Annotated in this window: 24 protein-coding genes and 1 pseudogene; 17 read left to right on the top strand and 8 right to left on the bottom strand. The window is 69.8% G+C overall.

Annotated elements, in window-relative coordinates; translation table 11 throughout:
- Nucleotides 1-107: 107 nt before the first annotated feature.
- The gene (locus tag FHU35_RS05370) at nt 108-2,216 is read right to left on the bottom strand and encodes an elongation factor G-like protein EF-G2 (RefSeq protein WP_145737243.1); all 2,109 of its coding nucleotides are present in this window, start codon (nt 2,214-2,216) and stop codon (nt 108-110) included.
- Between the two features lie 201 nt (nt 2,217-2,417).
- Here FHU35_RS05370 and pdxS point away from each other — a divergent pair, with 201 nt between their 5' ends.
- From pdxS to FHU35_RS05310, 12 genes are all read left to right on the top strand, one after another.
- The gene (gene pdxS / locus FHU35_RS05365) at nt 2,418-3,320 is read left to right on the top strand and encodes a pyridoxal 5'-phosphate synthase lyase subunit PdxS (protein ID WP_145737242.1); all 903 of its coding nucleotides are present in this window, start codon (nt 2,418-2,420) and stop codon (nt 3,318-3,320) included.
- A gap of 69 nt (nt 3,321-3,389) precedes the next feature.
- Nucleotides 3,390-4,034, top strand: a complete 645-nt coding sequence (gene pdxT, locus FHU35_RS05360) for a pyridoxal 5'-phosphate synthase glutaminase subunit PdxT (protein ID WP_145737241.1) — start codon at nt 3,390-3,392, stop codon at nt 4,032-4,034.
- A gap of 34 nt (nt 4,035-4,068) precedes the next feature.
- Nucleotides 4,069-4,821, top strand: coding sequence for a YebC/PmpR family DNA-binding transcriptional regulator (locus FHU35_RS05355; RefSeq protein ID WP_145737240.1), 753 nt, complete (start codon nt 4,069-4,071; stop codon nt 4,819-4,821).
- Nucleotides 4,822-4,990: 169 nt separating this feature from the next.
- Nucleotides 4,991-5,458, top strand: coding sequence for a DUF4262 domain-containing protein (locus FHU35_RS05350; RefSeq protein WP_145737972.1), 468 nt, complete (start codon nt 4,991-4,993; stop codon nt 5,456-5,458).
- 167 nt (nt 5,459-5,625) lie between these two features.
- A complete protein-coding gene (ruvC, locus tag FHU35_RS05345; protein WP_145737239.1) occupies nt 5,626-6,234 on the top strand; it encodes a crossover junction endodeoxyribonuclease RuvC in 609 nt (202 codons plus the stop codon).
- A complete protein-coding gene (gene ruvA / locus FHU35_RS05340; RefSeq protein WP_145737238.1) occupies nt 6,231-6,830 on the top strand; it encodes a Holliday junction branch migration protein RuvA in 600 nt (199 codons plus the stop codon). Before ruvC ends, ruvA begins: the two co-directional genes overlap by 4 nt.
- Nucleotides 6,831-6,838: 8 nt before the next feature.
- Nucleotides 6,839-7,906 (top strand): Holliday junction branch migration DNA helicase RuvB, encoded by a 1,068-nt coding sequence (gene ruvB, locus FHU35_RS05335; RefSeq protein WP_145737237.1) that lies wholly within the window; start codon nt 6,839-6,841, stop codon nt 7,904-7,906.
- Between the two features lie 163 nt (nt 7,907-8,069).
- Nucleotides 8,070-8,450 (top strand): preprotein translocase subunit YajC, encoded by a 381-nt coding sequence (gene yajC / locus FHU35_RS05330; protein WP_145737236.1) that lies wholly within the window; start codon nt 8,070-8,072, stop codon nt 8,448-8,450.
- A gap of 335 nt (nt 8,451-8,785) precedes the next feature.
- Nucleotides 8,786-10,336, top strand: coding sequence for a protein translocase subunit SecD (secD, locus tag FHU35_RS05325; RefSeq protein ID WP_145737235.1), 1,551 nt, complete (start codon nt 8,786-8,788; stop codon nt 10,334-10,336).
- Complete coding sequence (gene secF, locus FHU35_RS05320; protein ID WP_145737234.1) at nt 10,333-11,508, top strand: protein translocase subunit SecF; 1,176 nt, start codon at nt 10,333-10,335, stop codon at nt 11,506-11,508. Before secD ends, secF begins: the two co-directional genes overlap by 4 nt.
- A complete protein-coding gene (locus tag FHU35_RS05315; RefSeq protein WP_145737233.1) occupies nt 11,508-12,065 on the top strand; it encodes an adenine phosphoribosyltransferase in 558 nt (185 codons plus the stop codon). The genes secF and FHU35_RS05315 overlap by 1 nt, the downstream gene beginning before the upstream one ends.
- Nucleotides 12,066-12,282: 217 nt before the next feature.
- Nucleotides 12,283-14,598 carry a RelA/SpoT family protein gene (locus FHU35_RS05310; RefSeq protein WP_145737232.1) on the top strand — a complete coding sequence of 772 codons (2,316 nt, stop codon included), beginning with the start codon at nt 12,283-12,285 and terminating at the stop codon, nt 14,596-14,598.
- Nucleotides 14,599-14,668: 70 nt separating this feature from the next.
- On the opposite strand, the gene FHU35_RS05305 is transcribed toward FHU35_RS05310, so the two are convergent.
- Nucleotides 14,669-15,502 (bottom strand): peptidylprolyl isomerase, encoded by an 834-nt coding sequence (locus FHU35_RS05305; protein ID WP_145737231.1) that lies wholly within the window; start codon nt 15,500-15,502, stop codon nt 14,669-14,671.
- A 157-nt stretch (nt 15,503-15,659) separates the two neighbouring features.
- Between FHU35_RS05305 and FHU35_RS05300 the strand changes: the two genes are divergently transcribed.
- From FHU35_RS05300 to FHU35_RS05290, 3 genes are read left to right on the top strand one after another with little or no spacing between them, the layout of a single operon-like run.
- Nucleotides 15,660-16,340 carry an MBL fold metallo-hydrolase gene (locus FHU35_RS05300; RefSeq protein WP_145737230.1) on the top strand — a complete coding sequence of 227 codons (681 nt, stop codon included), beginning with the start codon at nt 15,660-15,662 and terminating at the stop codon, nt 16,338-16,340.
- 21 nt (nt 16,341-16,361) lie between these two features.
- Nucleotides 16,362-17,630, top strand: a complete 1,269-nt coding sequence (hisS, locus tag FHU35_RS05295; RefSeq protein ID WP_145737229.1) for a histidine--tRNA ligase — start codon at nt 16,362-16,364, stop codon at nt 17,628-17,630.
- Nucleotides 17,627-18,259 (top strand): hypothetical protein, encoded by a 633-nt coding sequence (locus tag FHU35_RS05290; RefSeq protein WP_145737228.1) that lies wholly within the window; start codon nt 17,627-17,629, stop codon nt 18,257-18,259. The genes hisS and FHU35_RS05290 overlap by 4 nt, the downstream gene beginning before the upstream one ends.
- Before the next feature lie 59 nt (nt 18,260-18,318).
- Here the strand turns inward: FHU35_RS05290 and FHU35_RS05285 are convergent, their stop codons facing one another.
- The 4 genes and pseudogenes from FHU35_RS05285 to FHU35_RS30380 form a co-directional block, all read right to left on the bottom strand.
- A complete protein-coding gene (locus tag FHU35_RS05285; RefSeq protein WP_145737227.1) occupies nt 18,319-18,708 on the bottom strand; it encodes a hypothetical protein in 390 nt (129 codons plus the stop codon).
- A 39-nt stretch (nt 18,709-18,747) separates the two neighbouring features.
- Nucleotides 18,748-20,307 (bottom strand): YibE/F family protein, encoded by a 1,560-nt coding sequence (locus tag FHU35_RS05280; RefSeq protein ID WP_186459264.1) that lies wholly within the window; start codon nt 20,305-20,307, stop codon nt 18,748-18,750.
- A gap of 108 nt (nt 20,308-20,415) precedes the next feature.
- Nucleotides 20,416-21,632, bottom strand: a pseudogene (locus tag FHU35_RS05275) (IS3 family transposase).
- 154 nt (nt 21,633-21,786) lie between these two features.
- Nucleotides 21,787-21,969 carry a DUF6194 family protein gene (locus tag FHU35_RS30380; protein ID WP_222429277.1) on the bottom strand — a complete coding sequence of 61 codons (183 nt, stop codon included), beginning with the start codon at nt 21,967-21,969 and terminating at the stop codon, nt 21,787-21,789.
- 32 nt (nt 21,970-22,001) lie between these two features.
- Here FHU35_RS30380 and FHU35_RS05270 point away from each other — a divergent pair, with 32 nt between their 5' ends.
- Nucleotides 22,002-22,706 carry a MerR family transcriptional regulator gene (locus FHU35_RS05270; RefSeq protein WP_222429276.1) on the top strand — a complete coding sequence of 235 codons (705 nt, stop codon included), beginning with the start codon at nt 22,002-22,004 and terminating at the stop codon, nt 22,704-22,706.
- 156 nt (nt 22,707-22,862) lie between these two features.
- On the opposite strand, the gene FHU35_RS05265 is transcribed toward FHU35_RS05270, so the two are convergent.
- Nucleotides 22,863-23,687, bottom strand: coding sequence for an SDR family oxidoreductase (locus tag FHU35_RS05265; protein WP_145737226.1), 825 nt, complete (start codon nt 23,685-23,687; stop codon nt 22,863-22,865).
- A gap of 133 nt (nt 23,688-23,820) precedes the next feature.
- On the bottom strand, nt 23,821-24,336 hold the full coding sequence (locus tag FHU35_RS05260; protein ID WP_186459263.1) for a PadR family transcriptional regulator: 516 nt from the start codon (nt 24,334-24,336) through the stop codon (nt 23,821-23,823).
- 73 nt (nt 24,337-24,409) lie between these two features.
- On the opposite strand from FHU35_RS05260, the gene FHU35_RS05255 reads away from it, so the two are divergent.
- On the top strand, nt 24,410-25,801 hold the full coding sequence (locus FHU35_RS05255) for a carotenoid oxygenase family protein (protein WP_145737224.1): 1,392 nt from the start codon (nt 24,410-24,412) through the stop codon (nt 25,799-25,801).
- The last annotated feature ends 129 nt before the right edge of the window (nt 25,802-25,930 follow it).

Here is a 25,930-nt window from a genome sequence, read left to right as displayed (position 1 = left end):
GTCGGCTCAATTAGGACTAAAACTGGGAGTTGCCGCTGCCCGCACGCCCCAGCGGACCGATCCCGGAGCGGCTTCCAGCGATCGGGTCGTTCTGAGGCCGGTTGGGCTCACTTGGGGAGCAGGCCCTCGGGCATGGGTTCGTAGGTCTCGAAGTGGCGGGTGTAGGTCGCGCTGCCCGAGGTGAGGGAGCGGACGTTGACCGTGTAGCGGGTCAGCTCGCTTGCGGGCACGTGCGCTCGGACGACCGTCCAGCCGCCGTCCTCGGGCTCGGTGCCCACGACCTTGCCCCTCCGGGACGAGAGGTCGCCGAGGACCGCGCCCAGGTGCTCGTCCGGGATGTGCACGGCGACCGCGTCGACCGGTTCGAGCGTGGTCAGCCCCCCTTGCTCCGCAGCGGCCTTCACGCCCAGTGCCCCGGCCGCCTGGAACGCCGCGTCCGAGGAGTCGACGCTGTGCGCCTTGCCGTCCACCAGCGTGACCCGGACGTCGACGATGGGGCAGCCCTCGGTGATGCCCTTCTCCAGCTGAGCGCGCACGCCCTTCTCGACGCTGGGGATGAACTGGCGCGGCACGGCACCGCCGACGACCTTCTCGGCGAACTCGACCCCGGACCCCGCGGGCAGCGGCTCGATCTCCAGGTCGCAGACCGCGTACTGCCCGTGCCCGCCGGACTGCTTGACGTGCCGCCCGTGCCCCTTGGCGGGCTTGGCGAAGGTCTGCCGCAGCGCGACCCGCACCGGCACCGTGTCCACCTCGGCGCCGCCTTCGCGCAGGCGCTGCAGGACGACGTCGGCGTGCGCCTCGCCCATGCACCACAGGACCAGCTGGTGGGTCTCGCTGTCGCGATCCAGGCGCAGGCTCGGGTCCGCGGCGATGAGCCTGTTGAGGTTGCGGGCCAACGCGTCCTCGTCGCTGCGGTTGTGGGCGATGACCGCGATCGGCAGCAGCGGTTCTGGCATCGGCCACGGGGTGAGCAGCATCGGGTCGGAGGGGTCGGAGAGCGTGTCGCCGGTTTCCGCCGAGCCGATCTTGGTCAGCGCGCACAGGTCGCCTGCCACGCAGTGCGACACCTCCCGCAGGTGCGCTCCGAGCGGTGAGTACAGGTGCGCGACGCGTTCGTCCTCGTCGTGGTCCGGGTGACCGCGCTCGGCCATCCCGTGCCCGGAGACGTGCACCGGTCGCTCGGGGCGCATCGTGCCGGAGAAGACCCTGGCCAGCGAGACGCGCCCGACGTAGGAGTCGACCGAGGTGTGCACGACCTCGGCGGCCAGCGGGCCGTCCGGATCGGGCGTGAGCAGGCGGGCGTTGCCGCCTTCCGGGTCGGTGAACTCGGGCAGCTCGTGCTCCAGTGGGGACGGGAAGCCGCGCCGGATGCCGTCGAGCACCTCGGGCACGCCCAGGCCGGTCAGCGCCGCCACCGGCAGCACCGGGTGCAGGCCGCCCCTGGCGACCGCCGTCTCCAGGTCGCCGATCAGCGTGTCCTCGTCGATCCGCTCGCCCGCGAGGTAGCGGTCCATCAGCGACTCGTCCTCGCTCTCGGCGATGATCGCCTCGATCAGCTCACCTCGGGGCTGCTCGAACCCGGCGCGCAGGGCGTCGTCGGCGGGCCGGATCTCGCCGTCGCGGTAGATGCTCTCGGTGACCAGTCCGATCAGCCCGGTGGGCTCACCGCCCTCGACGTGCGGCAGGTACAGCGGAAGGACGCCCTCTCCGAAGGCGTCCTGGCAGGTCAACAGTGCGGTGTCGAAGTCGGCTCGCGGCTGGTCCAACCGCGAGATCACCACCGCGCGCGGCATCCCCACCGCCGCGCACTCGTGCCAGATCGCGCGGGTCGAGGCGTCGACTCCTTCGGTCGCGGCCACCACGAACAGCGCGGCGTCGGCCGCGCGCAGGCCCGCGCGCAGTTCGCCGACGAAATCCGCGTAGCCGGGGGTGTCGATCAGGTTGATCTTGGTGTCGCCGTGCTGGGCGGGAGCGATCGACAGCGCGATGGAGCGCTGCTGCTCGATCGAGGCCGGCTCGTGGTCGCACACCGTGGTGCCTTCGGCGACCGCGCCCGGGCGGGGGATGACCGAGGTGGCCTCCAGCAGCGCCTCGACGAGCGTGGTCTTGCCGGCTGAGGACGGGCCGACCAGGACGACGTTGCGGATCTGAGCGGGATCTGAGGGGGCCGGGACGCCCGGCCCGCTTACCGCTCCGGCTTGTTTGCTTCCCATGGCGAGCTCCTGCACTACCCAGGCGAGGAAGAGGTGTGTCTCCGATCACACACCCGGAGTTGTGCTCGTGCAAGGCCGCGCCCGAGGGACGCGGGCGCGAAGTGGACTACTGAAATCGAGGTTCAGTGGATTGTGTCGGTGGTCCAGTTCGCGTCTAGGTTGGTCGCAGGAACACCACCGGAATGCGAAGGAAGATCAAAGGTGACTACCGCAGCGGACAGCGCACCCACCGGCACCGACGGCGTGAAGCGGGGCATGGCCGAAATGCTCAAGGGCGGTGTGATCATGGACGTGGTCACACCCGAGCAGGCCAAGATCGCCGAGCAGGCCGGCGCGGTCGCGGTCATGGCGCTCGAACGGGTCCCCGCCGACATCCGCGCGCAGGGCGGTGTGGTGCGGATGTCCGATCCGGACATGATCGAGGGCATCGTCAACTCGGTGTCCATCCCGGTGATGGCCAAGGCCCGCATCGGCCACTTCGCCGAGGCCCAGGTGCTGCAGTCGCTCGGCGTCGACTACATCGACGAGTCCGAGGTCCTCACGCCCGCCGACGAGGCCAACCACATCAACAAGTGGGCCTTCACCGTCCCGTTCGTCTGCGGTGCGACCAACCTCGGCGAGGCGCTGCGCCGGATCGCCGAGGGTGCCTCGATGATCCGCTCGAAGGGCGAGGCAGGCACCGGCAACGTCGTCGAGGCCACCCGGCACATGCGCCAGATCCGCACCGACATGCGCAGGCTCTCCACCCTGGAGGCCGACGAGCTCTACGTCGCCGCCAAGGAGCTGCGCGCCCCGGTCGACCTGGTCCGCGAGGTCGCGCGCACCTCCGAGCTCCCGGTCGTGCTGTTCACGGCCGGCGGCATCGCCACCCCCGCCGACGCGGCGATGATGCGGCAGCTCGGTGCCGAGGGCGTCTTCGTCGGCTCCGGCATCTTCAAGTCCGGCGACCCGGCCAAGCGCGCCGAGGCGATCGTCAAGGCCACCACGTTCTACGACGACCCGGACGTCGTCACCAAGGTCTCCCGCGGCCTCGGCGAGGCCATGGTCGGCATCAACATCAACGACATCCCGGACGGGGACCGCCTCGCCACTCGCGGTTGGTGATCTCTTTCGCGGCCGGGTGGGTGCGTGGTGGCGCACCGCCCGGCTTCATCACGGGTAGGAGGAAAGACGATGGACGAGCCCGTCATCGGCGTGCTGGCGTTGCAGGGCGGGGTCGCCGAGCACCTGGCGGCCCTGGAGCGGTGCGGTGCTCGGGCGGTGCCGGTTCGGCGGGTCGAGGAGCTCGACCAGGTGGACGGGATCGTGCTGCCCGGCGGTGAGTCGACCACCATGACCCGGCTGCTGGACACCTTCGAGCTCTACGAACCGCTGCGCGCCCGGTTGGCCGACGGTCTGCCCGCCTACGGGTCCTGCGCAGGAATGATCATGCTGGCCTCCGGCGTTGACGACGACAGGGCCGCGGCGGTCCGCCCGCTGGGGGCGCTGGACGTGGTCGTGCGCCGGAACGCCTTCGGCAGGCAGGTCGACTCCTTCGAGACCGACCTCGACTTCCAGGGGATCGAGGACCCGGTCCACGCGGTGTTCATCCGCGCGCCCTGGGTCGAGAAAATCGGCGACGAGGTGTCCGTGCTGGCCACGGTTCCTCACAGGTCCGAAGGCGCCACGACCCCCGATGCGGTCGAGGGGGAGGGGTTCGCCGGTAGGATCGTCGCAATTCAGCAGGGAGCGGTGCTCGCCACGGCCTTCCACCCGGAACTGGTCGAGGGGGACGAGCGGGTGCACCGCTATTTCGTACAGATCGTCCGCGGGTGGTGACACACCGCAGCGGGCGTGGAAAGACGGAGGAGAGATGAGCGGCCACTCCAAGTGGGCCACCACCAAGCACAAGAAGGCCGCCGTCGATGCCAAGCGCGGCAAGCTCTTCGCGAAGCTGATCAAGAACATCGAGGTCGCCGCCCGCACCGGCGGTGGTGACCCGGAGGGCAACCCGACCCTCTACGACGCGATCCAGAAGGCCAAGAAGAACTCGGTCCCGATGGACAACGTCGAGCGCGCTCGCAAGCGCGGAGCTGGCGAAGAGGCCGGCGGCGCCGAGTGGCAGACGATCATGTACGAGGGCTACGGCCCCAACGGCGTCGCCGTGCTGGTGGAGTGCCTCACCGACAACCGGAACCGGGCTGCGGGCGAGGTCCGCACGGCCATGACCCGCAACGGCGGTTCGATGGCCGACGCGGGCTCGGTCTCGTACCTGTTCACCCGCCGCGGCGTGGTGCTGCTGCCGAAGAACGGCCTCAGCGAGGACGACGTCCTCGCCGCCGTGCTGGAGGCGGGCGCCGAGGAGATCAGCGACCTCGGTGAGAGCTACGAGATCCTGTCCGATCCCTCGGACGTCGTCGACGTGCGCAAGGCGCTGCAGGCCGAGGGCATCGAGTACGACTCGGCGGAGACCAACTTCCTGGCCGCCGTCAACGTCGAGCTCGACGCCGAGGGTGCGCGCAAGATCTTCAAGCTGATCGACGTGCTGGAGGACTGCGACGACGTGCAGAACGTCTACGGGGCCTTCGACATCAGCGACGAGGTGATGGCCGAGGTCAACGCCTGATCCTCCGGTGTTCCGCGGCGGTGCCGGCTTCCCGGTACCGCCTCGCGCGCAACGCCGATCAAGTGCCGCTCCTCCGGGCGTCCGGCTTTCGGGCGTCGGGGGGAGCGGTTCTTGCTTGGACGTGCAGAATGACGCCGTGGTCGACACCGATGAAGCACTGCGCAAGTGGATGGTCAACACCGCGGAGCAGCACGGCGCCGCGGTCATGCACGTCGCCGGGGACGACAACGGTCCGGCCTACGCCTTCTCGGTGGGGGCCTGGCGCCGGTTCGGCAAGCCCGAGGTCGTGGTCATCGGACTTCCGCAGGAGGTCGCGCACTCGGTGGTCAACACCTACGTGCAGCGCGTCGGGCAGGGCGAGCGGCTCCAGCCCGGCCGGCTCTACGAGGGGTTCCTGCAGGGCTGCCCGGTGACGTTCGAGAAGGTCGCGCTGCAGCACTACCCGGAGTACCTGGGTTCGGCCTTCCTGGTCTACAACGGCCCGGACTTCCCGGCCGTGCAGCTCATCGCCTCCAGCCCGGACGACGCCAAGTTCCCCTGGCAGCCCGACGCTCCCGGCGGTTTCCGCGAGTACCAGCCTGTCCTGACCGACTCTGGCCTCCCCGAATCCTGGACCCCGGGCGTCGACGGTCCCTGACGCATCTCACCTCCCCGGCTGGGCGCGCGGGGATTCGAATTTCCCGCGAAATGCGAATCCCCACTCGGCCGGGTGATGGGGAAGGCGTGTCGGGTGTGGTGCGTGGGCCTTGATTCGTTAGGGTTCGAACGAGTGTTCTTGGCGGCTTCGGCTTGGTGGGTGGCGTCGTGCGCGTGTTGGGAGTCGACCCGGGGTTGACCCGCTGCGGGCTCGGCGTGGTCGACGGCGGCAAGGGGCGCTCGGTCACGAGCGTGGCCGTCGGGGTGGCGCGGAGTCCGCAGGAGGACGAGCTCGCCTCGCGGCTGCTGACGGTCTCCACCGAGGTCGAGCGGTGGATGGACGTCCACCGGCCGCAGGTCGTGGCGATCGAGCGGGTGTTCAGCCAGCACAACGTGCGCACGGTCATGGGCACCGCCCAGGTCTCCGGCGTCGTGGCGCTCGCGGCCGCGCGGCGCGGTCTGACGGTCGCGTTCCACACGCCCAGCGAGGTCAAGGCGGCCATCAGCGGTTCCGGCCGGGCCGACAAGAAGCAGGTCACGGCGATGATCACCAAGATCCTCGGGCTGACCGAGGCGCCGAAACCGGCCGACGCCGCCGACGCGCTGGCCCTGGCCGTCTGCCACCTGTGGCGGGCGCCGATGATGGACCGGCTCGCCCAGGCCGAGGCGCGGGCCGCCGAACTCGCGCGCAACCACCGCGCGAAGCTCAAAGAGGCGCAGCGCAAGCAGGGCGCGGACACGAATGCCGCGCCGGGAACAGGAGGCAGGACCCGATGATCTCCACGGTGCGCGGACCGGTGCTGTCGATCGGCCTGGACCACGCCGTGGTCGAGGTCGGCGGCGTCGGCATGGCGGTGCACGCCACCCCGGCCACCCTGGCCGGCCTGCGGCGCGGCGAGGAGTCCCGGCTGTGGACCTCGCTGATCGTGCGCGAGGACTCGCTGACCCTCTACGGCTTCGCCGACGCCGAGGCGCGCGACCTGTTCGGACTGCTGCAGACCGCCTCCGGCGTCGGACCGCGGCTCGCCCTGGCGACCCTCGCGGTGCTCTCGCCGGACCAGCTGTGCTCCGCGCTCGCCGACGGCAACCTCACCGTGCTGACGCAGGTCCCGGGCATCGGCAAGAAGAGCGCCGAGCGGCTGATCCTGGAACTGCGCGACAAGGTCGGCGTCGTCGCGGGTACGACCGTCGAGCCGACCGCCACGGTCGATCGCGGCCGGATCCGCAGCGAGGTCTCCGAAGCGCTGGTGGGGCTCGGGTTCTCGACCAAGCAGGCCGACCAGACCGTGGAGGCCGTGCTCGCCAACGGTGGCGGCGACCTGGACACCTCGGCGGTGCTGCGCAAGGCGCTGGCCACTCTCGGGCCCAAGTGAGGTGACCGATGCACGAGGAAGAGGACTGGTCGATCCCGGCTGAGGCGGTCTCGCTCGCCCCGCAGGAGGACCAGGGCGAGAGCGACGTCGAGACGTCGCTGCGCCCGCGCAAGCTCAGCGAGTTCGTCGGTCAGGCGCGCGTGCGCGAGCAGCTCGAACTGGTGCTGCACGGCGCCCTGCGGCGTGGTGATCAGCCCGACCACGTGCTGTTCTCCGGCCCTCCAGGGCTGGGCAAGACGAGCCTGTCGATGATCATCGCCGCCGAGCTGGGCTCGGCCATCCGCGTCACCTCCGGCCCGGCGCTGGAGAAGCCGGGCGATCTCGCCGCGATGCTGTCCAACCTCACCGAGGGCGACGTGCTGTTCATCGACGAGATCCACCGGATCGCCCGCCCGGCCGAGGAGATGCTCTACCTGGCGATGGAGGACTTCCGCGTCGACATCGTCGTCGGCAAGGGTCCGGGCGCGACCAGCATCCCGCTCGAAATCGCGCCGTTCACGCTGGTCGGGGCCACCACGAGGTCCGGTGCGCTGACCGGCCCGCTGCGCGACCGGTTCGGCTTCACCGCGCACATGGAGTTCTACGCGGCGCACGAACTCGATCAGGTGGTGCGCCGCTCGGCCGGAATCCTGGGCGTGGACCTGCGCGACGACGGCGCTGCCGAGATCGCGGCCCGCTCCCGGGGGACGCCGCGCATCGCCAACCGGCTGCTGCGCCGGGTCCGCGACTACGCCGAGGTCCGCGCCGACGGAGCGGTGACCCGCGAGGTCGCCAGGGCCGCGCTGGAGGTCTACGACGTCGACGAGATGGGCCTCGACCGCCTCGACAGGGCGGTCCTGCGCGCGCTGATCAAATCGTTCCACGGCGGTCCTGTGGGCATCTCCACGCTGGCCGTGGCGGTGGGCGAGGAGCCCACCACGGTGGAGGAGGTGTGCGAGCCGTACCTGGTCAGAGCCGGAATGCTGGCCCGCACGCCGCGCGGCCGGGTCGCCACCGCCGCGGCGTGGTTCCACCTGGGCATGACGCCTCCGGAGAACGCTCCGGGCGATGGTCAGCCCTCGCTGTTCGCGGAGTGACCGAATGGTGACAATCCGCCGTTACGGTGGCGGCGGACCAGCCGGCTGCCACGCGTCAACCTGGCACTTTCGTTGACCTGGCAGACTGGGGGCTAGAACATCCGAACAAACCGGGCGCGGACTGCGTGGTTGGTCCTGTCGTGCGCCCGCTGAACGGAGCATGATGCAACTCCAATCCTTGATCCTGCCGCTGCTGATCGTCCTGCTGGCGGTCCCGCTGTTCCTGCAGGCCCGCAAGCAGAAGCGCGCGATGGCCGAGCAGCAGAAGCTGCAGAACTCGATCGCCGCGGGTGACCGGGTCATGACCACCTCGGGTGTCTTCGGCACCGTGGTGTCGACCAGCGATGACACGATCGACATCGAGATCGCCCCGGGCATGACCACCACCTGGGTGCGCCAGGCGGTCCGCGAGAAGGTCGACACCGAGGCCGAGACGGCCGAGGCCACCGAGGACGAGTCCTCGGCCGCCGAGGAGCCCCAGGCCGAGGAGACCAAGACCGAGGCCGAGGTCGCCGAGCCGATCGAGAAGCAGAAGACCAGCTGACGCACCTGGTCGACCCCGACGGGCGCCGCGCGGTGGCGACCCGCCCGGGGATAACACGCCGTCACAGCGACGCGGGCACCGGAGCCGAGCCGCTCCGGTCCCGCGTCGCTGCGTTTCGGCCACCCCATGTAGTCGTGGTCGGCACCGGGCCTGCGAGACTGGAAATTCGTACGTGGCGCGCGGAGGTGGCGAACATCGCCACAAGATCGCATCGATCGGCGGAACGCGGTACAACCGGCGGTACGTTGTCGAGGGCGAAACCGCTCGTCGCTCGCGTCCTCGGCTCCGGCCGGGTCGCGCGTCCGAACAGACCCTGAACAGGAGACCGACGCACCGTGGCACCTCCGGCCGGGCAGCTGCGCCCAGGGCGTTATCTCGCGATCTTCGCGCTGATCGTGATGGCGCTGTACGCACTGGTGTTCCTCACCGGTGATGGCAAGCCCAATCCCAAACTGGGCATCGACCTGCAGGGAGGAACGCGGGTCACCCTCACCGCGCGAACTCCGGACGGGCAGCCTCCCAGCAAGGAATCGCTGAACCAGGCGCGCCAGATCATCGAGACCCGCGTCAACGGCATGGGCATCGGTGGCTCCGAGGTCGCCCTCGACGGGTCGAACCTGGTCATCACGGTCCCCGGTGAGGGCGGTGAAGAGGCGAAGCAGCTGGGCCAGACCGCGGAGCTGAGCTTCCGCAAGGTCGTCCAGCAGCTCCCGGCCACGCAGCCGCCGGCTCCGACGACCCCGCAGCAGGCGCAGCCGCCGGGCGATTCGCAGCAGGCGATCGAGGCCGCGAAGGCGACCCGCCAGAGCACGGACCCGAACGTGCAGATGCAGGCCGCCCAGGCGCTGGACTGCAAGGCCGAGGACCCGCTGCGCGGCAACGACGACCCGACGCTCCCGCTGGTCGCCTGCGACCGGGAGGGCACGGCGAAGTACCTCCTCGAGCCGGTGTTCCTGGAGGGCAAGGAGATCTCCGACTCCATGGCCCAGCCGCCGGACCAGCAAAGCGGTTCGGGCTGGGCGGTCAACCTCAACTTCAAGTCCGAGGGCGCCAAGGTCTGGTCGGCCTTCACCTCCGCCAACGTCGGCCAGCAGGCCGCGTTCGTGCTCGACAGCGAGGTCGTCTCCGCGCCGTCGATCAATCAGCCGCTGCCCGGTGGCAACGCTCGGATCACCGGTCAGTTCAACCAGCAGTCCGCCACGGACCTGGCCAACATCCTCAAGTACGGCTCGCTGCCGCTGGCCTTCGACCAGTCCGAGGCCGAGACGGTGTCGGCGACGCTCGGCATCGCCTCGCTGGAAGCGGGCCTGATCGCCGGTGGCATCGGCCTGCTGCTGGTGGCCGTGTACTGCCTGGCCTACTACCGGCTGCTGGGCATCCTGACCGTGCTGTCGCTGATCCTCTCCGGTGGCGTGGTCTACGGGGTGCTGGTGCTGCTCGGGAGGTGGATCGGCTTCACCCTGGACCTGGCCGGTGTTGCCGGGTTCATCGTGGCCATCGGCATCACCGCTGACTCGTTCATCGTGTTCTTCGAGAGACTCAAGGACGAGATCCGGGAGGGCCGGACCTTCCGGTCGTCGGTGCCCCGGGCGTGGGTCCGGGCGCGGCGCACGATCCTGTCCGCCGACGCGGTCAGCTTCCTCGCCGCCGCGGTGCTCTACGTGCTGGCCGTCGGCCAGGTGAAGGGCTTCGCGTTCACCCTCGGCATGTCCACGGTGCTCGACCTCGTGGTGGTCTTCCTGGTCACCCACCCGCTGGTGGCGCTGGCCTCGAAGAACAAGTTCCTGTCCAAGCCGTCGGTCTCCGGGCTGGGCGCCGTGCAGCGCCTCGGCAACCGGAACCGCGCCGCGCGCAAGGCCGCCGCGACCACCTCCAAGGAGGCGTGAAGGTGACGACTCCCGCCACCGAAGGGGCCCAGGAGCGCGAGAGCGTCTTCCACCGGCTCTACACCGGTACCGGTGCTTTCGACATCGTCGGCAAGCGCACCCGCTGGTACATCGCGTTCGGCCTGCTGCTTCTGGTGTGCATCGGCGCGATGGGGTTCAAGGGCTTCAACCTCGGCATCGACTTCGAGGGCGGCACCAAGATCTCCATGCCCGCGGTCGGCGCCCAGGGCCCGATCCAGACCGATCAGGTGCAGTCCGCGTTCAGCGAGGCGATGGGGCACCCGGCCGAGACCGTTCAGGTCGTCGGCGCCGGTGCGAACCAGAGCATCCAGGTCCGGTCCTCGTCGCTGACGGTGGATCAGGTCATCGAGGTCAAGCAGAAGATCTTCGAAGGCACCCAGCCGCTCGGCGCGGGCGGTCAGCCCAGCCAGCAGGTGATCAGCGACAGCGCGGTCTCCGGCACCTGGGGCGGGGAGATCACCAGCCAGGCGCTGCTCGCGCTGGGCGTGTTCCTGGTGCTGGTGACGATCTTCCTGGCGTTCTACTTCGAGAAGTGGATGGCGGTGGCGGCGCTGATCGCGCTGCTGCACGACGTCGTGATCACCGCGGGCATCTACTCGCTGGTGGGCTTCGAGGTCACGCCCAGCACCGTGATCGGTCTGCTGACGATCCTCGGGTTCTCGCTGTACGACACCGTGGTGGTCTTCGACAAGGTCAAGGAGAACACCCGGGGCCTGCTGAGCATGACCCGCCGCACCTATCCGGAGGCGGCGAACCTCGCGGTCAACCAGACGCTGATGCGCTCGATCAACACCTCGATCGTGGCACTGCTGCCGGTGATCGGCCTGCTCGTGGTCGGTGCCGGGCTGCTCGGCGTCGGCGTGCTGCGCGACCTGGCGCTGGTGCAGCTGGTCGGCATGATCGCCGGCGTCCTGTCCTCGATCTTCCTGGCCACACCGCTGCTGGTGGACTTCAAGATGCGCGAGTCGAAGTACCGCTCGCACGCCAAGAAGGTCGAGCAGCGCCGGGCCAAGACCGCCGCCCGCGAGGCGGGCGAGGAGGTCCCGGAGGAGCCGAAGAAGCCGGTCGCGGCCGGTTCGAACGGTCGGCAGCAGTCCGCCGCGCGCCCGGCGGGCAAGTCGTCGCGTCCGAGCGGGAAGCGTCGTCGCTGATGCCCGAGGAAGTCACCGCCGTTGAAGTGGTGGACGGCGACGACGTCGCCCTCAAGAGCGCGATCCGGCTGATCCGGGAGGTCCCCGACTTCCCGGAGCCGGGCGTGCTCTTCCGCGACATCAGCCCGATGCTGGCCGATCCGGCCGCGCTGCGCGCGATCACCGACGCACTGGGCAGGGGACTGGAGTTCGACGTCGTCGCCGGGGTGGAGGCTCGCGGCTTCCTGCTCGGCGCCGCCGTCGCCCATGCCTTCGGGACCGGCGTCATCGGTCTGCGCAAGCCCGGCAAGCTGCCGGAGGTGGCCGACCGCATCTCCTACGACCTGGAGTACGGCCGCGCGACCCTGGAGCTGCCCGATGACACGCTGAGCACCGGGCAGCGGGTGCTGGTGGTCGACGACGTGCTCGCCACGGGCGGCACCTTGGGGGCCGCGTGCCGGCTGATCCGCCAAGCGGGTGCCGAGGTGACCGCGGCGACCGTGGTGATGGAGCTGGTCGCCCTGGGTGGCCGGGACAAGATCGTCGACGAGCACGTCCGCGCTCTGCTGCGCTCGTGAGCGGCGGGAGTGGCACTCGGGACCGTCACGGTCGGCAGCGTGACAACCGTCGGTGATCGGTTCGGCCGAACTCCCGAGGTCGTCTCGGCTGCAGAAGGTGACCGTTGGACGTATCAACCACCACACCAGGGATGGGTCGTTGACCCGTCGGCGTTATTCTCAGTGTCCGGGTCCCCCGGACCTGGGACTAAGCAACGCCTGAGCCCGGGAGCGTGCGGTGAGCCACCACGTTGATTCTCCTGCCTCGGCAACCGATCCGGTTGCCGAGCCGCGTGCGACCTCGGCCACGCGCCGAGTCCGCGCCAGACTGGCCAGGAGGATCACGGCGCAACGCGCAGCCCAGGTCAAACAGGTCCTGGAACCGTTGGCCGTGGTCCACCGCGAGCTGCATCCGCAGGCCGATCTGACGCTGCTGCAACGCGCCTACGACGTCGCCGAGGAGAAGCACCGCAGCCAGAAGCGGAAGTCGGGCGATCCCTACATCACCCACCCGCTGGCCGTGGCCACGATCCTGGCCGAGCTCGGCATGGACACCACGACGCTGGTCGCCGGGCTGCTGCACGACACCGTCGAGGACACCGACTACTCGCTGGAGCGGCTGGGCGCGGACTTCGGTGACGAGGTCGCGCACCTGGTCGACGGCGTCACCAAGCTGGACAAGGTCAAGCTCGGTGCCGCGGCGGAGGCCGAGACGATCCGCAAGATGATCATCGCGATGGCCCGGGACCCCCGGGTGCTGGTGATCAAGCTGTCGGACCGGCTGCACAACATGCGCACCATGCGCTTCCTGCCGCCGGAGAAGCAGGCCCGCAAGGCTCGCGAGACCCTCGAGGTCCTCGCGCCGCTGGCCCACCGGCTCGGGATGGCCACGATCAAGTGGGAGCTGGAGGACCTGGCCTTCGCCATCCTGCAGCCCAAGAAGTACGACGAGATCGTGCGCCTGGTCGCCAACCGCGCGCCTTCGCGCGACACCTACCTGCGCACCGTGACCGACGAGCTGTCCACGCAGCTGGACGCCGCGCGGCTGGGCGCGAAGGTCGAGGGACGGCCGAAGCACTACTACTCGATCCACCAGAAGATGATCGTCCGGGGCCGCGACTTCGACGACATCCACGACCTGGTCGGCGTGCGGATCCTGGTCGACGAGATCCGCGACTGCTACGCGGCGATGGGCGTGGTGCACGCGCTGTGGCAGCCGATGCCGGGCCGTTTCAAGGACTACATCGCCCAGCCCCGCTTCGGCGTCTACCAGTCGCTGCACACCACGGTCATCGGTCCCGAGGGCAAGCCCCTCGAGGTGCAGATCCGCACCCAGGAGATGCACCGCACCGCCGAGTACGGCATCGCCGCGCACTGGCGCTACAAGGAGACCAAGGGGCGCAACAGCGGCGGCGGCGTCGAGGTCGACGAGATGGCCTGGATGCGGCAGCTGCTGGACTGGCAGCGCGAAGCCGCGGACCCGGGTGAGTTCCTGGAGTCGCTGCGCTACGACCTGGCCACCCGCGAGATCTTCGTGTTCACGCCCAAGGGTGACGTGATCACGCTGCCGTCGGGTTCGACGCCGGTGGACTTCGCCTACGCGGTGCACACCGAGGTCGGGCACCGCTGCATCGGCTCCCGGGTCAACGGCAGGCTGGTGGCGCTGGAGCGCAAGCTGGAGAACGGCGAGGTCGTCGAGATCTTCACCTCCAAGGCGGAGGGGTCCGGGCCGAGCCGCGACTGGTTGTCGTTCGTCGCCTCGCCGCGCGCGAAGGCCAAGATCAAGCAGTGGTTCGCCAAGGAGCGCCGCGAAGAGGCCATCGAGACCGGCAAGGAGCTGATCACCAAGGAGATCCGGCGGCTCGGTCTTCCGGTGCAGCGGCTGGTCTCGGCCGAAGCGCTGGGTAACGTCGCCCGCGAGCTGCACTACGTCGACGTCACCGCGCTCTACGCCGCGGTGGGGGAGAAGCAGCTCTCCGCGCAGCACCTCGTTCAGCAGCTGGTGCAGCACATCGGCGGGCCCGAGCAGGCCGCCGACCAGATCGCCGAGCGCTCCACGCCGTCCACCTTGGAGGGTGGCGGAAAGCGGCGCAGCAGCGGTGATTCCGGCGTGGTCGTCAAGGACGCGGGCGACGTGTGGGCGAAGCTCGCCCGCTGCTGCACCCCGGTTCCCGGCGACGAGATCCTGGGCTTCGTCACCCGCGGCGGCTGGGTCAGCGTGCACCGCACGGACTGCACCAACGCCGACGACCTCCGCAAGACGCCGGAGCGCCTGGTGGAGGTGCACTGGGCGCCGTCCTCGTCCTCGGTGTTCCTGGTCGCCATCCAGGTCGAGGCGCTGGACCGGCACCGCCTGCTCTCCGACGTCACCAAGGTCCTCGCCGACGAGCGGGTCAACATCCTCTCCGCATCGGTGACGACGTCGAAGGACCGGGTCGCGGTCAGCCGCTTCTCCTTCGAGATGGGCGACCCCAAGCACCTCGGCCACGTGCTCAAGGCGGTCCGCAACATCGAGGGCGTCTACGACGTCTACCGGGTCACCTCGGCCACCTGATCCTGGGTGAGGACGTGAGAAGGGCACCGTTCCGGGCGGAACGGTGCCCTTCTGTTGGTGCTGCGGCAGGTCAGGCCTGGACGTTGATCTTGTTGAAGGTGACCTGCTTGTGCGGGTGGCCGCCACCGGCGGAGGAGTCGAAGGCGCCGTCGTGGCCCGCGCGGGCCACGTCGTCGATGACCTTCAGGCCCTCCGGCGAGATCGTGCCGAAGACGGTGTAGTCCGGCGAGAGCTGCGCGTCGCCGAAGACCATGAAGAACTGGCTCCCGTTGGTGTTCGGGCCCGAGTTCGCCATCGCCAGGTAGCCGCGGCCGTACTTGAGCTCCGGGAACGTCTCGTCGTCGAAGGCGTAGCCGGGACCGCCGGAGCCCTTCCCGGTCGGGTCACCGCACTGCAGCATCTGCAGGCCCTCGGTGCTGATCCGGTGGCAGTTCGTGCCCTCGTAGAACGACTTCTGCGCCAGGTTGACGAAGCTGTTCACGGTGCAGGGGGCCAGCGAGCGGTCCAGGGTCAGCGGGATGGGGCCCTGGTTGGTCTCGATGGTGGCCTGCACGGTGCCCTTCGACGACACCTCGCCGTTGGCGGGCGGGTCCACCGGCTTGCTCGCCTGGCCGTCCGGCCGGTATTCGCACGAGACGGGGTCGGCCAGCGGGGTGGGACGGGCCGGCGGCGGTGCCATCTCGGTCGGGATGTTGACCTGCGGCTGAGGTGGCTGCTGCTCCTGGGCCGCGGGCGCGCTGCCGCTCCGGCTGAAGTAGAAGACCCCGACCACGATCGCGATGACCACGACGATCGTCGCGCCGATGGTGATCACCCGGCGTCGCTTGGCCTGCTCCTCACGGCGATGCATCTGACGTTCGAGCTTCCGTTTGGCCGTCTGACGACGCTGCTCGTTGCTGGGCACTTGCTCCCCTCCCCGCACTTCATGATCTGATGTTGTGCAGCGGAGTTTATGAGGTGCCTCGGGACCGCTTCCTGAGAGCCCGCGCCGGTGTGCGCGGGCGGGTCGGCGGCGGACGATAACCTGGGGTGGTCAATCCTCGACGAAAGGCCCTTCTGACGTGCTTGTCCTCGGGTTCCCGGTAGGACCGCTGCAGGCGAACTGCTACGTGCTCGCTCGTGGTGAAGACGACGCCTGCGTGATCGTCGACCCGGGTCAGGACGCCGTCGAGCCGCTGGCCGAGCAGCTGACCAAGCACCGGCTCACGCCCGCGGCGGTGCTCCTGACGCACGGGCACTTCGACCACGTGCTCTCGGCCGCGCCGATCTGCGCCGAGCACGACGTCGCCGCCCACGTCCACCCGACCGACCGGTTCATGCTCGCCGACCCGGGCGCGGCGCTGGGGCCTGCGGGCCGCCAGCTGTTCGGCGACGGGATGAGCGCCGAGGAGCCGGCCGAGGTCCGCGAGATCGCCGACGGCGACGTGCTGGAACTGGCGGGTCTGCGCTTCGACGTCACGCACAGCCCTGGCCATACCGGCGGGTCGGTGCTGTTCGGCGTCGGCACCGAGGAGGGCGGACGGCTGCTGCTGTCCGGCGACACCCTCTTCGCCGGCGCCATCGGGCGCACCGACCTGCCCGGCGGAGACCACGGCGAGATGCTCGAGTCGCTGAGCACCAAGGTGCTGCCGCTGGACGACGAGACCGTCGTGCTGCCGGGCCACGGACCCACCACCACCATCGGGCGCGAGCGCGCGGGCAACCCGTTCCTGCAGGAACTGCCCGCTTCCGACGCCCACTGACGAGGACTGAACCCACATCAGATGAGCACGTTCAACGCCCCCAAGGGCATCCCGGAGTACTTCCCGCCGGAGTCGGCGGGCTTCCTCGCCGTCCGCGAGACCTTGGCCGATGCGGCTCGCCGGGCCGGTTACGGCTACATCGAGCTGCCGCTGTTCGAGGACACGTCGCTGTTCGCCCGCGGTGTGGGCGAGTCGACCGACGTGGTCAGCAAGGAGATGTACACCTTCGCCGATCGCGGCGGACGGTCGGTGACGCTGCGCCCGGAGGGGACGGCAGGCGTCATCCGGTCGGTCATCGAGAACAGCCTCGACCGCGGCCAGCTGCCGGTGAAGCTGTACTACAACGGCCCGTTCTTCCGCTACGAGCGCCCGCAGGCCGGCCGCTACCGGCAGCTGCAGCAGGTCGGGGTGGAAGCCATCGGGGTGGACGACCCGGCGCTGGACGCCGAGGTCATCGCGATCGCCGACGAGGGCTACCGGCGCCTCGGACTGACCGGGCACCGCATCGAGCTGACCTCGCTCGGCGACGAGACCTGCCGTCCGGCCTACCGCGCCAAGCTGCAGGAGTTCCTGCGCGGGCTCCCGCTCGACGAGGACACTCAGCGCCGCGCCGAGCTCAACCCGCTGCGGGTGCTCGACGACAAGCGCCCGGAGGTCCGCGAGCTGGTCGCCGACGCGCCGCTGATGGTCGACCACCTCTCGGCCGAGGCCAAGGAGCACTACGAGGCCGTCAAGGCGCACCTGGTGGACCTGGGCGTGGAGTTCGTGGAGAACCCGCGCCTGGTGCGCGGCCTCGACTACTACACCAAGACGACCTTCGAGTTCGTGCACGACGGGCTCGGCGCGCAGTCCGGCATCGGCGGCGGTGGCCGCTACGACGGCCTGATGGCCGAGCTGGGCGGCCAGGAGCTGTCGGGCATCGGCTTCGGCCTCGGCGTCGACCGCACTCTGCTGGCGTGCCAGGCCGAGGGCCTGGCAGTCGGTGACCAGGCGCGCTGCGACGTGTACTTCGTGCCGATGGGGGAGATCGCCAAGGGCAAGCTGGTGGCGGCCGCGGGCAGGCTGCGCGGGCACGGCGTCCGGGTCGACCTCGCCTACGGCGGCAAGGGTCTCAAGGGCGCGATGAAGTCCGCCGACCGCTCGGGCGCGCGCTTCGCGGTGGTGCTGGGCGAGCGCGACCTGGAGTCCGGGAGCGCGCAGCTCAAGGACCTGACCACCGGTGAGCAGCGCGCGGTGCCGCTGGACTCGCTGGTCGACGAGGTGCGCGCGGCGGTCGCGGAGGACAGATGAGCGAGGTTGAGGCGGTGCAGCTCGATCTGCTGGATCGGCGCACCGTGCGGGTCAGGGCCCGCAACGTGGCGATCGCGGCGGTCATCGTGGCCGCCGCGTTCGGCGGTGTCGTCAGCCTGTTCGCCGGGCCGGTCGGGTTCGTGACCACGCTGGTGATCGTCGCGGTGCCGCTGCTGCTGCTGGCCTGGACCGAGTCGCGCAAGACCATCACGCTCCGCGGGCACGAGATCGTGGCCCGTGCGCTGGGCAGCCGCGCGGTCGACGTGCACGAGGCGACGAAGCTCGAGCTGTTCGTCACCGACCTGCGCGGTGCCCGCACCATCAACGTCCTCGTCGGTGGTGCGCCCAAGGGCAAGGCGATCAGCGTGTCGCTGGCCATGTACGCCGGGACCGGTGGTCGCGAGCTCGACGTCTACGCCCTGCGCCGGCTGGCCGACGCGCTGGCGGGCAACTCCGACACCCGCGCCCTGGTGCTCTCCCAGCTCGTCGTGGCGCAGCTGCGCGCGGAGGCTCGCGGCGAAGCGCCGCCCAACCGCCCGCTCTACCAGCTCGCGTCCCTGGCCCCGCAGGGCCGCATGGCGCAACGCCTCCAGTCCGAAGCCGTCGCGAAGTTCGTCGCGACCCTCTGAGCCTGGAGGATTCGAGTTTCGCGCGAAGTTCGAATCCGCCCCGCTCGGTGAGGTGACGTTCAGGCTCGGTTGAGGGCCTCGATGAGCAGGCGGGCCGTTTGGTCGAGCTGGGCCGTGGTCTTGGTGAGGGCTTCGACGTCCGGTTCCAGGACGCGGAGGTCGCAGGCGAGCTGAACGACCTGTTCGTGCAGGACTCGCAGCTGGTCGGAAGCCGGGCCGAGCTGGTCCTTGCCCTCGGCGAGCTCCTGCAGCGCGTCGCGCGTGTCGCCGAGGGTGTCGGCCAGCGGGCCGAGCTGCTCCAGCGCGACCACCAGGCGCGGCAGGGCGTGGATCGCGGCGAGCACGGCCGCCGCCTCGCGGAGCGCTGCTCCGCCGAGCGACGTCAGACCGCCGAGCAGACGACCTGGGACGGTCAGGACGCTGCCGAAATCCGATAACGGCGTGGGCATGTCCGTCAGTCTGCGGCAGGTCGGCCTCGCCGCGCAGCCCTAACCCAGGCCTGGTTTACCCGGTCGTCGCTGCTTCTTCGCCCGTTCGGCACCCTGCTCGTCCGCCCGATCGGCGGGTTCCCGAACCGCCACCAGCGCCGCGATGGCCGTGGTGATCGGCACTGCCGCCACCAGGCCGACGCTGCCGACGAGGGTGCGCACGACCTCCTGCGCGACGGCTTCCGAGCTGATGATCTCGCCGAAGGTCCGGCCGGAGAGGGTGTAGGCCAGCAGCATCGGCAACGCCGCGCCCGCGTAGGCGAGCACCAGGGTGTTGACCGCCGACGACACGTGGTCGCGACCGATGCGCAGCCCGGCACCGTAGAGCTGTCGCCAGGACAGCGCCGGGTTGGCCGCGCGCAGCTCCCACACGGCGCTGGTCTGGGTGACGGTGACGTCGTCGAGGACGCCGAGCGCCCCGATGACGATCCCGGCCAGCAGGAGTCCGCGCGCGTCGATGGGTGTGCCCAGCGCCCCGATCAGGCTGGAGGTGTTCTCGTCCAGCCCGGTCAGGTTCGTCGCGGCGGAGAAGGCCGCGCTGAGCCCACCGATGAGCGCGAGGCTCAGCAGCGTGCCGAGCACGGCCGTCGAGGTTCGCGCCGAGAACCCGTGGGTCAGGTACAGCACGACGAACATGATCAGTCCGGCGCCGACCACCGCCACCAGCAGCGGGTCCTCGCCGGCGAGGATGGCGGGCAGCACGAACCCGACCAGCATCACCAGGCTCAACCCGAGGCCGACCAGCGCGGCCAGGCCCTGCCAGCGTCCGAGCACGAGCACGGCGGCGGCGAACACCAGCGCCAGCACGATCAGCGGCGTGCCGCGCTGGAAGTCCACGACCTGGAAGGACGTGGGCTCGTCCGGGTACTCACCGGCGTAGGAGAGCACCACCCGGTCGCCGACGGCGAAGCGCGGGCTGCCCGGATCGGTGGGCACGACCTGCTCGATGGTCTGGTTCGGCCGCGGGCCGTCCTGCATCTTCACGGCGAGCTTGACGCAACCCTGCCCGGCCTCGCCCTCGCTGCACGAGGTGGCGCCGGCCGAGATGACCTCGCCGTTGACCGGGGATTGCCCGAAACCGAGGTCGGCGCCGCTCTTCTGGTCGTGGCCCCACGGGTAGAGCACGAGGATCCCGACGACCGCGGCCACCGCGAACGGGATCAGCAGGAACGCCAGCAGCCGCTTGACCGGCTGCGACGCCGGGGCGGCCGGGCCGTGCCCGTGGCCGTGGCCGTGACCTGCGGGTTCGTCGCGGCGTCGGCGCCGGTGGGAAGTCGGCTCCTCCGGCCTCGGGGGGACGTTCTCCGCCTGCGGGGGAGCGTCCTGCGGGCGAGGGGGATGCGGACGCGGCGGTCGGGTGCGCTGCGGGTCCGGCCGCTGCGGCGGCGCCTGCCGGGGCGGCCGACCGCCCTGGGCGGGCTGGTCGTCGCTGCCCGGCTGGTTCTGGGGCGGCTGGGGTGGCCTGTTGACGGGCTGCTGCGGAGGCGGCGGCTGCCACGCGCGCTGTCCCGGCTGCTGATGTCGAGGCCGACGTCCGGGAGTCTCGGGTGGCTCGGTCACCCGGCAATTATGCGGGTCGCCCCAACGCCCTCGGCCACCCCCAGTTTTAGTCCAAACTGAGTGGACATTTCGGGCTGGGGTTCCCCCGTGGGGGTGGACACCGGGTTTTTATGCGGCGTGTAGATCGACTGTAGTGGTCGTGGTGTGTTGTTCGTGGTGGATGGGGCTGTGGTGGCCGAGGGCGGAGTGTCTGCGGTGGTGGTTGTAGTAGGCGATCCACCGGAATATGTCTTGTCGTGCTTGGGTTTCGGTGCGCCAGAACGATCGGCCGGGGGCGAGTAGTTCGCGTTTGAGGGTCGCGAAGAACGATTCGGCCAGGGCGTTGTCGTAGCTGGATCCGACCCTGCCCATCGACCGTTGGATGCCGTGTTGGTCGCAGAGATGTCCGAATTCGGCGCTGGTGTATTGCCGGCCGCGGTCGCTGTGGAACACCACCCCGTCGACCCGCCCACCTCGGGTAGCGATGGCGGATTCGAGTGCGTCGCAGACCAGCCCGGCGGTCATGTGATCGGCCAGTGACCAGCCCACGAGCCTGCGCGAGGACATGTCGATCACCGTGGCCAAATACAGATACCCGCGCCCCAACGGCAGGTAAGTGATGTCGCCGCACCACTTCTCATCCAGCCGGGTGGCGGTGAATTCCCGGCCCACCAAATCCGGTGCCGGGGCCGCTTGAGCGTCGGGCCGGGTGGTGCGCTGGTATTTCCGCTGGTGACGGCCCACGATGCCGTGCTCGGCCATCAACCGTTCCACCCGTTTGTGGTTGACCAGCCGGCCCCGCGAGCGCAGTTCCATCGTGATCCTCGGCGCCCCGTAAGCGCCGTGGTGTTGGTGGTGGATCTCGCGGATCTCCGCCACCAAGGCCTCATCCTCACCGACCTTGGATTGCCGGGCCGATTCAGCCTTCAACCAGGCATAATAGCCCGACCGCCAGAGTCCCAGGACAGTGCAGATCCGCTGGATGGCCCACCGGCCGGAATGGGCGGAGATGAACCGGTAGCGGAGGGTCATCGACCCATCTCCTTGGCGAAATACGCGGCTGCCGTGCGCAGAATCTCGCGTTCCTCTTCCAGCTCGGCCACCCGTTTCCGCAGCTCAGCGAGCTCCACATCCTTCGCTGCCTCGCTGGGTTGCACCACGCCCGGCTCCTGGCCCGTATCGGGCTCCTCGGTGTCCATGCGGGCCTTTCTAACCCACACCCGCAACGTCTCGGCGTTGAGTCCCAGCTCCCGGGCCACGTGATTCACACTGCGCCCCGAATCAGCCACCAACGCCACCGCGTCCCGCTTGAACTCCTCCCGAAACTTCGACTTCCTCCGCGTCACCAAAAGACACTCCTCCCCAGACCCGCAGGCCCAGAATCAGGGTGTCCAGACCCACGGGGGAACCCCAGGGCACGAAGGGCCCTCGGTTTGGACTAAAACTGGGAATTGGCGAGGTGGAGGGTCCGGGCCGCGGCAGCGATCGAGGGGTTGGGGTTCAGCGGGGGGGTCTGCGTTGTGAGCGGCGGATGGCGTTCTGGTGGGCTTGGCGGAGGAGCCGGAGTGCCAGGTCGTGCGTGGTCGGGCCCGGGTTGGTGATCGACACCCAGCCGAGCGCGCGGTAGGTGGGGTGGCCGAAGACGACGTCGGTTTCCGTGCGTGGGGGTGGGGAAGTTTTCATGAAAACTTCCCCACCCCCACCTCCGAGGGTTCGTGGCGCTGAGTACCGCAGCGGTCGCAGCCGCGTCCTGCTACTCCCTCCAGCAGGTGCGCGACCTCGAAGGACGAGGCGTCATACCGGAGGCCGACCGGGCGGACAACGGGTACCGCCGGTTCTCCGAGGCCCACGTGCGCGCCCTTCGCGCCTACCGCGACCTCGCCCACGCGGTGGGGCCGGTCGAAGCCCGGCGCGCGATGCGCGAGATCCGCCGCTGCGCACCGGAGATCGGGGTCGCGCTGATCTCCTCGTTGCACGCCGGTCTCAACCAGGAACGCGGACAGGCGATGGCCGCTCGTCGGGCTCTGGAAGCCATCGAGGCCGAGGAACGGGTTGACGCCGAGCCCGTCGAAGCGGACTCGATGACGATCACGGAGCTCTCGCAGGCGTTGGGGGTCAAGTCCTCCGCCCTGCGCTTCTGGGAGGGCGAAGCCCTGGTCGCGCCGGACCGGGTCGCCACCCGAGTCGGAACCGCCCGGCGCTACGGCCTGGTCGCGATCAGGGAAGCGCGGATCACCGCGGCGCTGCGGGCCGGCGGCTACCGGGTCCCGGAGGTGCGCGAGGCGATCGGGGCGATCCGCGAGCTGCGCGACGTGAGCGGTTCGCTCGCCGCCCTGGACGCGCGGCTGCTCGCGATCGGGCAGCGCGGGCTCGCCCTGCTGCGCGCCGGAGCGCTGCTGGCGGAACTCATCGAGACGTGAAAGAGCCGGCGTCGCCTCAGGTTCGGTTGTCGTACTCCTCCCGCGACGCCAGCACGCCTGTCACGTGCGCCTCCGACCATCGCGCGAGTCCGGACACCAACCGCGCGGCCTGCTCACGGCATGGCGTTCCCGTGCCGGCGGGCGCGTTCGTCGTGGTCAGCGGGTCGGGTTCACGCGGCCGGACCGCGCGGCCGCGATGACGCCACCGTCGACCAGCAGGTCCGTTCCGCTGATGAAGGAAGCAGCGGGGCCGAGCAGGAAGGCCACCGCGTCGGCGATGTCGGCCGGTGTGCCCAGCCGCTTGACCGCGGAAGCGTCGATCATCGCGCGCATGCCGGCGCCGGATTCGCCGGCCAGCTCCTGCTGTCCCATCGGGGTGGAGATGATGCCGGGGCTGAGGGAGTTGATCCGGGCTCCGCGGTCGCCCCACTCCGCGCTGGCGGCCTGGACGCGCAGCTGGTTGCCGCGCTTGGCGAGTCCGTAGCTCCCCGGGCCGGGGTACCGGTCGAGGAAGGCGAGGTCGAGCAGTTCGTCAGCGGGGGTGAGGGCCAGGGCTCGCTCCTGCTCGGGGTCCAGCGGAGCCAGGCCGTGGCCGGCCATGCTGGCGATGACCACACCCGCCCCACCGGGTGCGACGACTCCGCCGAACACCTCCAGGACGAGGGCGACGCCCACCAGATCCACTGCCAGGATCGCGGCAGGCGGTGCTTGAACGGGGGAGAGACCCGCGGTGTGGACGATCTCGGCGACGGGGCCGAGGCTCGCCGCGGCTTCGGCGAGAGCTGTCACCGACGTGCGCGAGGAGACGTCGACGTGGTGCGGGGCGACGTCGTACCCCTCGCCGCGCAGCGCTTCCGCCGCAGTGGACAGCAGGTCCTCGTCGAAGTCGGCGAGCACCACCTTCCGGCCCGCGCCCTGCCTCCGGGCGATGCTCTGCCCCATCCCGCCGACACCGATGACGACCACCACGCCGGGACTCATGCGCGCCTCCTTCACTTCTTGACGAACGGTTTTCGGGTCGAGCAGGTCATCGGCTTCGAAGAACAGCTCCGCCACCAGATCCTCGCCGAGCGGGAACCCGGCCGGTGAGTGGCTGGGCCCGCCAGCATCGGGGTCACTTCGTCTGCTTCACCGTTGTGCGCCAGAAGTCGAGGAAGTGGCGTTCGAGACCCATGCCCATTTCCAGAGCCAGGATGATGCCGCGCGGGGTGTCCGCGTCCAGGCTCGCGCGGGTTTCCTCGTACTCGCGCAGCTTCTCCTCGTGCAGCGCGATCTGGTCGGCCGCCAGGGTCTCGGGGTCGGCGCCGAAGAACAGCTTGAGCGTGGCCTGGTCGTGGACCTCGTAGAGGCTCGTCACCGGTTCGGCCCGCCAGCGGTTCAGCTCGGCCTTCCCCTCGTCGCTGAGCGTGTAGCTGCGTCGGCGGCGTCCCGATTCCTCTCGGTCCTCGTGCAGGAGTCCTGCTTCGGCCAGGCGTGAGGTTTCGCTGTAGAGCTGCGTGTGCGGCAGCGCCCAGAAGTTGACGACGCTCTGCCCGGCCGCCCGCTTGAGGTCGTAGGCGGTGGCGGGTTGGAACGCCTCGATCAATCCCAGCACCACGTACGACGCGTTCGTGAGGCGAACCGTTGACATGCCGAAGACCCTACCGTACCTTCCGAATCGTACGGAACGAACCATTCGACTCGAATCATTCGAGGTGAACGACATGGTTACCGCTCATACCACTGCCGAGCTCGGACTCACCGCGCTCGACGACGAGATCACCGTTGACGAACTGCCCATCGAGGGTGAGATCCCCTCGTGGCTCTCCGGAAACCTGCTGCGCACAGGGCCTGCTACGTGGGACGTGGGCAGCACGGCTCTGCGCCACTGGTTCGACGGGCTGGCGATGCTGCACAGCTTCACCGTCGCGGACGGCACGGTCTCCTACGCGAACAAGTACCTCGACAGCCAGACCTACCGCTCCGCCACGAAGGCCGGGAAGCTCGCCTACGGCCAGTTCGCCACCGACCCGTGCCGGTCGATCTTCCAGCGCATCCAGTCCGTCTTCTCGGGCGCCTCCACCGACAACGCCAACGTCAACATCGCCCAACTCGGCGAGCGATTCGTCGCGCTGACGGAGAGTTCCATCCCGGTCGAGTTCGACCAGCGCACGCTGGACACCGCAGGCGTCCCGTACCGCGCGCCGGGGCAGATCACCACCGCGCATCCGCACTACGAGTCCGGCGCGATGCTCAACTACGCGGCAAAGCTCGGGCCGCGCAGCTCGTACCGCTTCTACCGCGTCGATGAATCCGGAATCGAGGTCCTCTCCTCGATTCCGGTCCGGCATCCGTCGTACATGCACTCGTTCGGGATGACCGAGAACTGGTTCGTGCTCGTCGAATTCCCGCTCGTCGTGGAACCTTCGGCGATGGTGCTCTCCGGCAAGCCGTTCATCGAGAACTACCGCTGGGAACCGGAGCGCGGCACCCGGGTCACCCTGGTCGACCGGCGGAGCGGTGAGGTCGGAGCGCGCTACTCGCTCGAACCGTTCTTCGCGTTCCACCACGTCAACGCCTACGAGGACGGCTCCGACGTCGTGGTGGACCTGTGCGCCTACCCGGACGCGCGGATCATCCAGGACCTCTACCTCGACCGGATCCACGAGGCCATGCGCGACGACGCGCGGCACCTCCAGCGCTCGTACCTGAAACGCCTGCGGCTGACCGAGAACGGTGCCAGTTCCGAGCAGATCGGTGACGCCACGATCGAGCTGCCACGTATCAACGGTCGGCGCGCTCGACAGCCCCATCGCTACGTCTGGGGAACCGGCACCCGCCACGGCTGGATCGACGAGATCGTCCGGCTCGACACCGCGGACGGGTCATCACGCACCTGGCACGAACCGGGCCAGTACCCGGGCGAACCGGTCTTCGTCAGCAACCCGGAGGCCACTCGGGAGGACGACGGGGTCCTGCTGTCCGTCGCGCTCGACACCCGAGGCGGGCACTCCACCCTGCTGATCCTCGACGCCGAGACGCTGCGGCCGCTCGCCCGCGCAGCCGTACCGCACCACATCCCGCACCACTTCCACGGCCAGTTCAGCAGGACGTAGATCGGCAGAAGGGGTGGCCCCAGCGGGTGGTGAACAGTCGCGGGGCCGTCCCTCGCCGAAGTGTTGATCACCGGAGAACGACAGAGGTGGTCGTGTGCACGGGCATGCGACGAATGTAGGCCGCTGAGC

The organism is Saccharopolyspora dendranthemae, assembly GCF_007829955.1.
Classification (GTDB): Bacteria; Actinomycetota; Actinomycetes; order Mycobacteriales; family Pseudonocardiaceae; genus Saccharopolyspora; species Saccharopolyspora dendranthemae.
This window is presented reverse-complemented; position numbering and strand designations above follow the sequence as displayed.

Coding starts and splice junctions, on each gene's coding strand:
- FHU35_RS05265 (WP_145737226.1), bottom strand. CDS start 23,687: ATGAGTCCCGGCGTGGTGGTCGTCATCGGTGTCGGCGGGATGGGGCAG.
- FHU35_RS05355 (WP_145737240.1), top strand. CDS start 4,069: ATGAGCGGCCACTCCAAGTGGGCCACCACCAAGCACAAGAAGGCCGCC.
- ruvB (WP_145737237.1), top strand. CDS start 6,839: ATGCACGAGGAAGAGGACTGGTCGATCCCGGCTGAGGCGGTCTCGCTC.
- hisS (WP_145737229.1), top strand. CDS start 16,362: ATGAGCACGTTCAACGCCCCCAAGGGCATCCCGGAGTACTTCCCGCCG.
- FHU35_RS05290 (WP_145737228.1), top strand. CDS start 17,627: ATGAGCGAGGTTGAGGCGGTGCAGCTCGATCTGCTGGATCGGCGCACC.
- FHU35_RS05260 (WP_186459263.1), bottom strand. CDS start 24,336: ATGTCAACGGTTCGCCTCACGAACGCGTCGTACGTGGTGCTGGGATTG.
- pdxT (WP_145737241.1), top strand. CDS start 3,390: ATGGACGAGCCCGTCATCGGCGTGCTGGCGTTGCAGGGCGGGGTCGCC.
- FHU35_RS30380 (WP_222429277.1), bottom strand. CDS start 21,969: ATGAAAACTTCCCCACCCCCACGCACGGAAACCGACGTCGTCTTCGGC.
- FHU35_RS05285 (WP_145737227.1), bottom strand. CDS start 18,708: ATGCCCACGCCGTTATCGGATTTCGGCAGCGTCCTGACCGTCCCAGGT.
- FHU35_RS05255 (WP_145737224.1), top strand. CDS start 24,410: ATGGTTACCGCTCATACCACTGCCGAGCTCGGACTCACCGCGCTCGAC.
- ruvA (WP_145737238.1), top strand. CDS start 6,231: ATGATCTCCACGGTGCGCGGACCGGTGCTGTCGATCGGCCTGGACCAC.
- FHU35_RS05370 (WP_145737243.1), bottom strand. CDS start 2,216: ATGGGAAGCAAACAAGCCGGAGCGGTAAGCGGGCCGGGCGTCCCGGCC.
- FHU35_RS05350 (WP_145737972.1), top strand. CDS start 4,991: ATGGTCAACACCGCGGAGCAGCACGGCGCCGCGGTCATGCACGTCGCC.
- FHU35_RS05315 (WP_145737233.1), top strand. CDS start 11,508: ATGCCCGAGGAAGTCACCGCCGTTGAAGTGGTGGACGGCGACGACGTC.
- yajC (WP_145737236.1), top strand. CDS start 8,070: ATGCAACTCCAATCCTTGATCCTGCCGCTGCTGATCGTCCTGCTGGCG.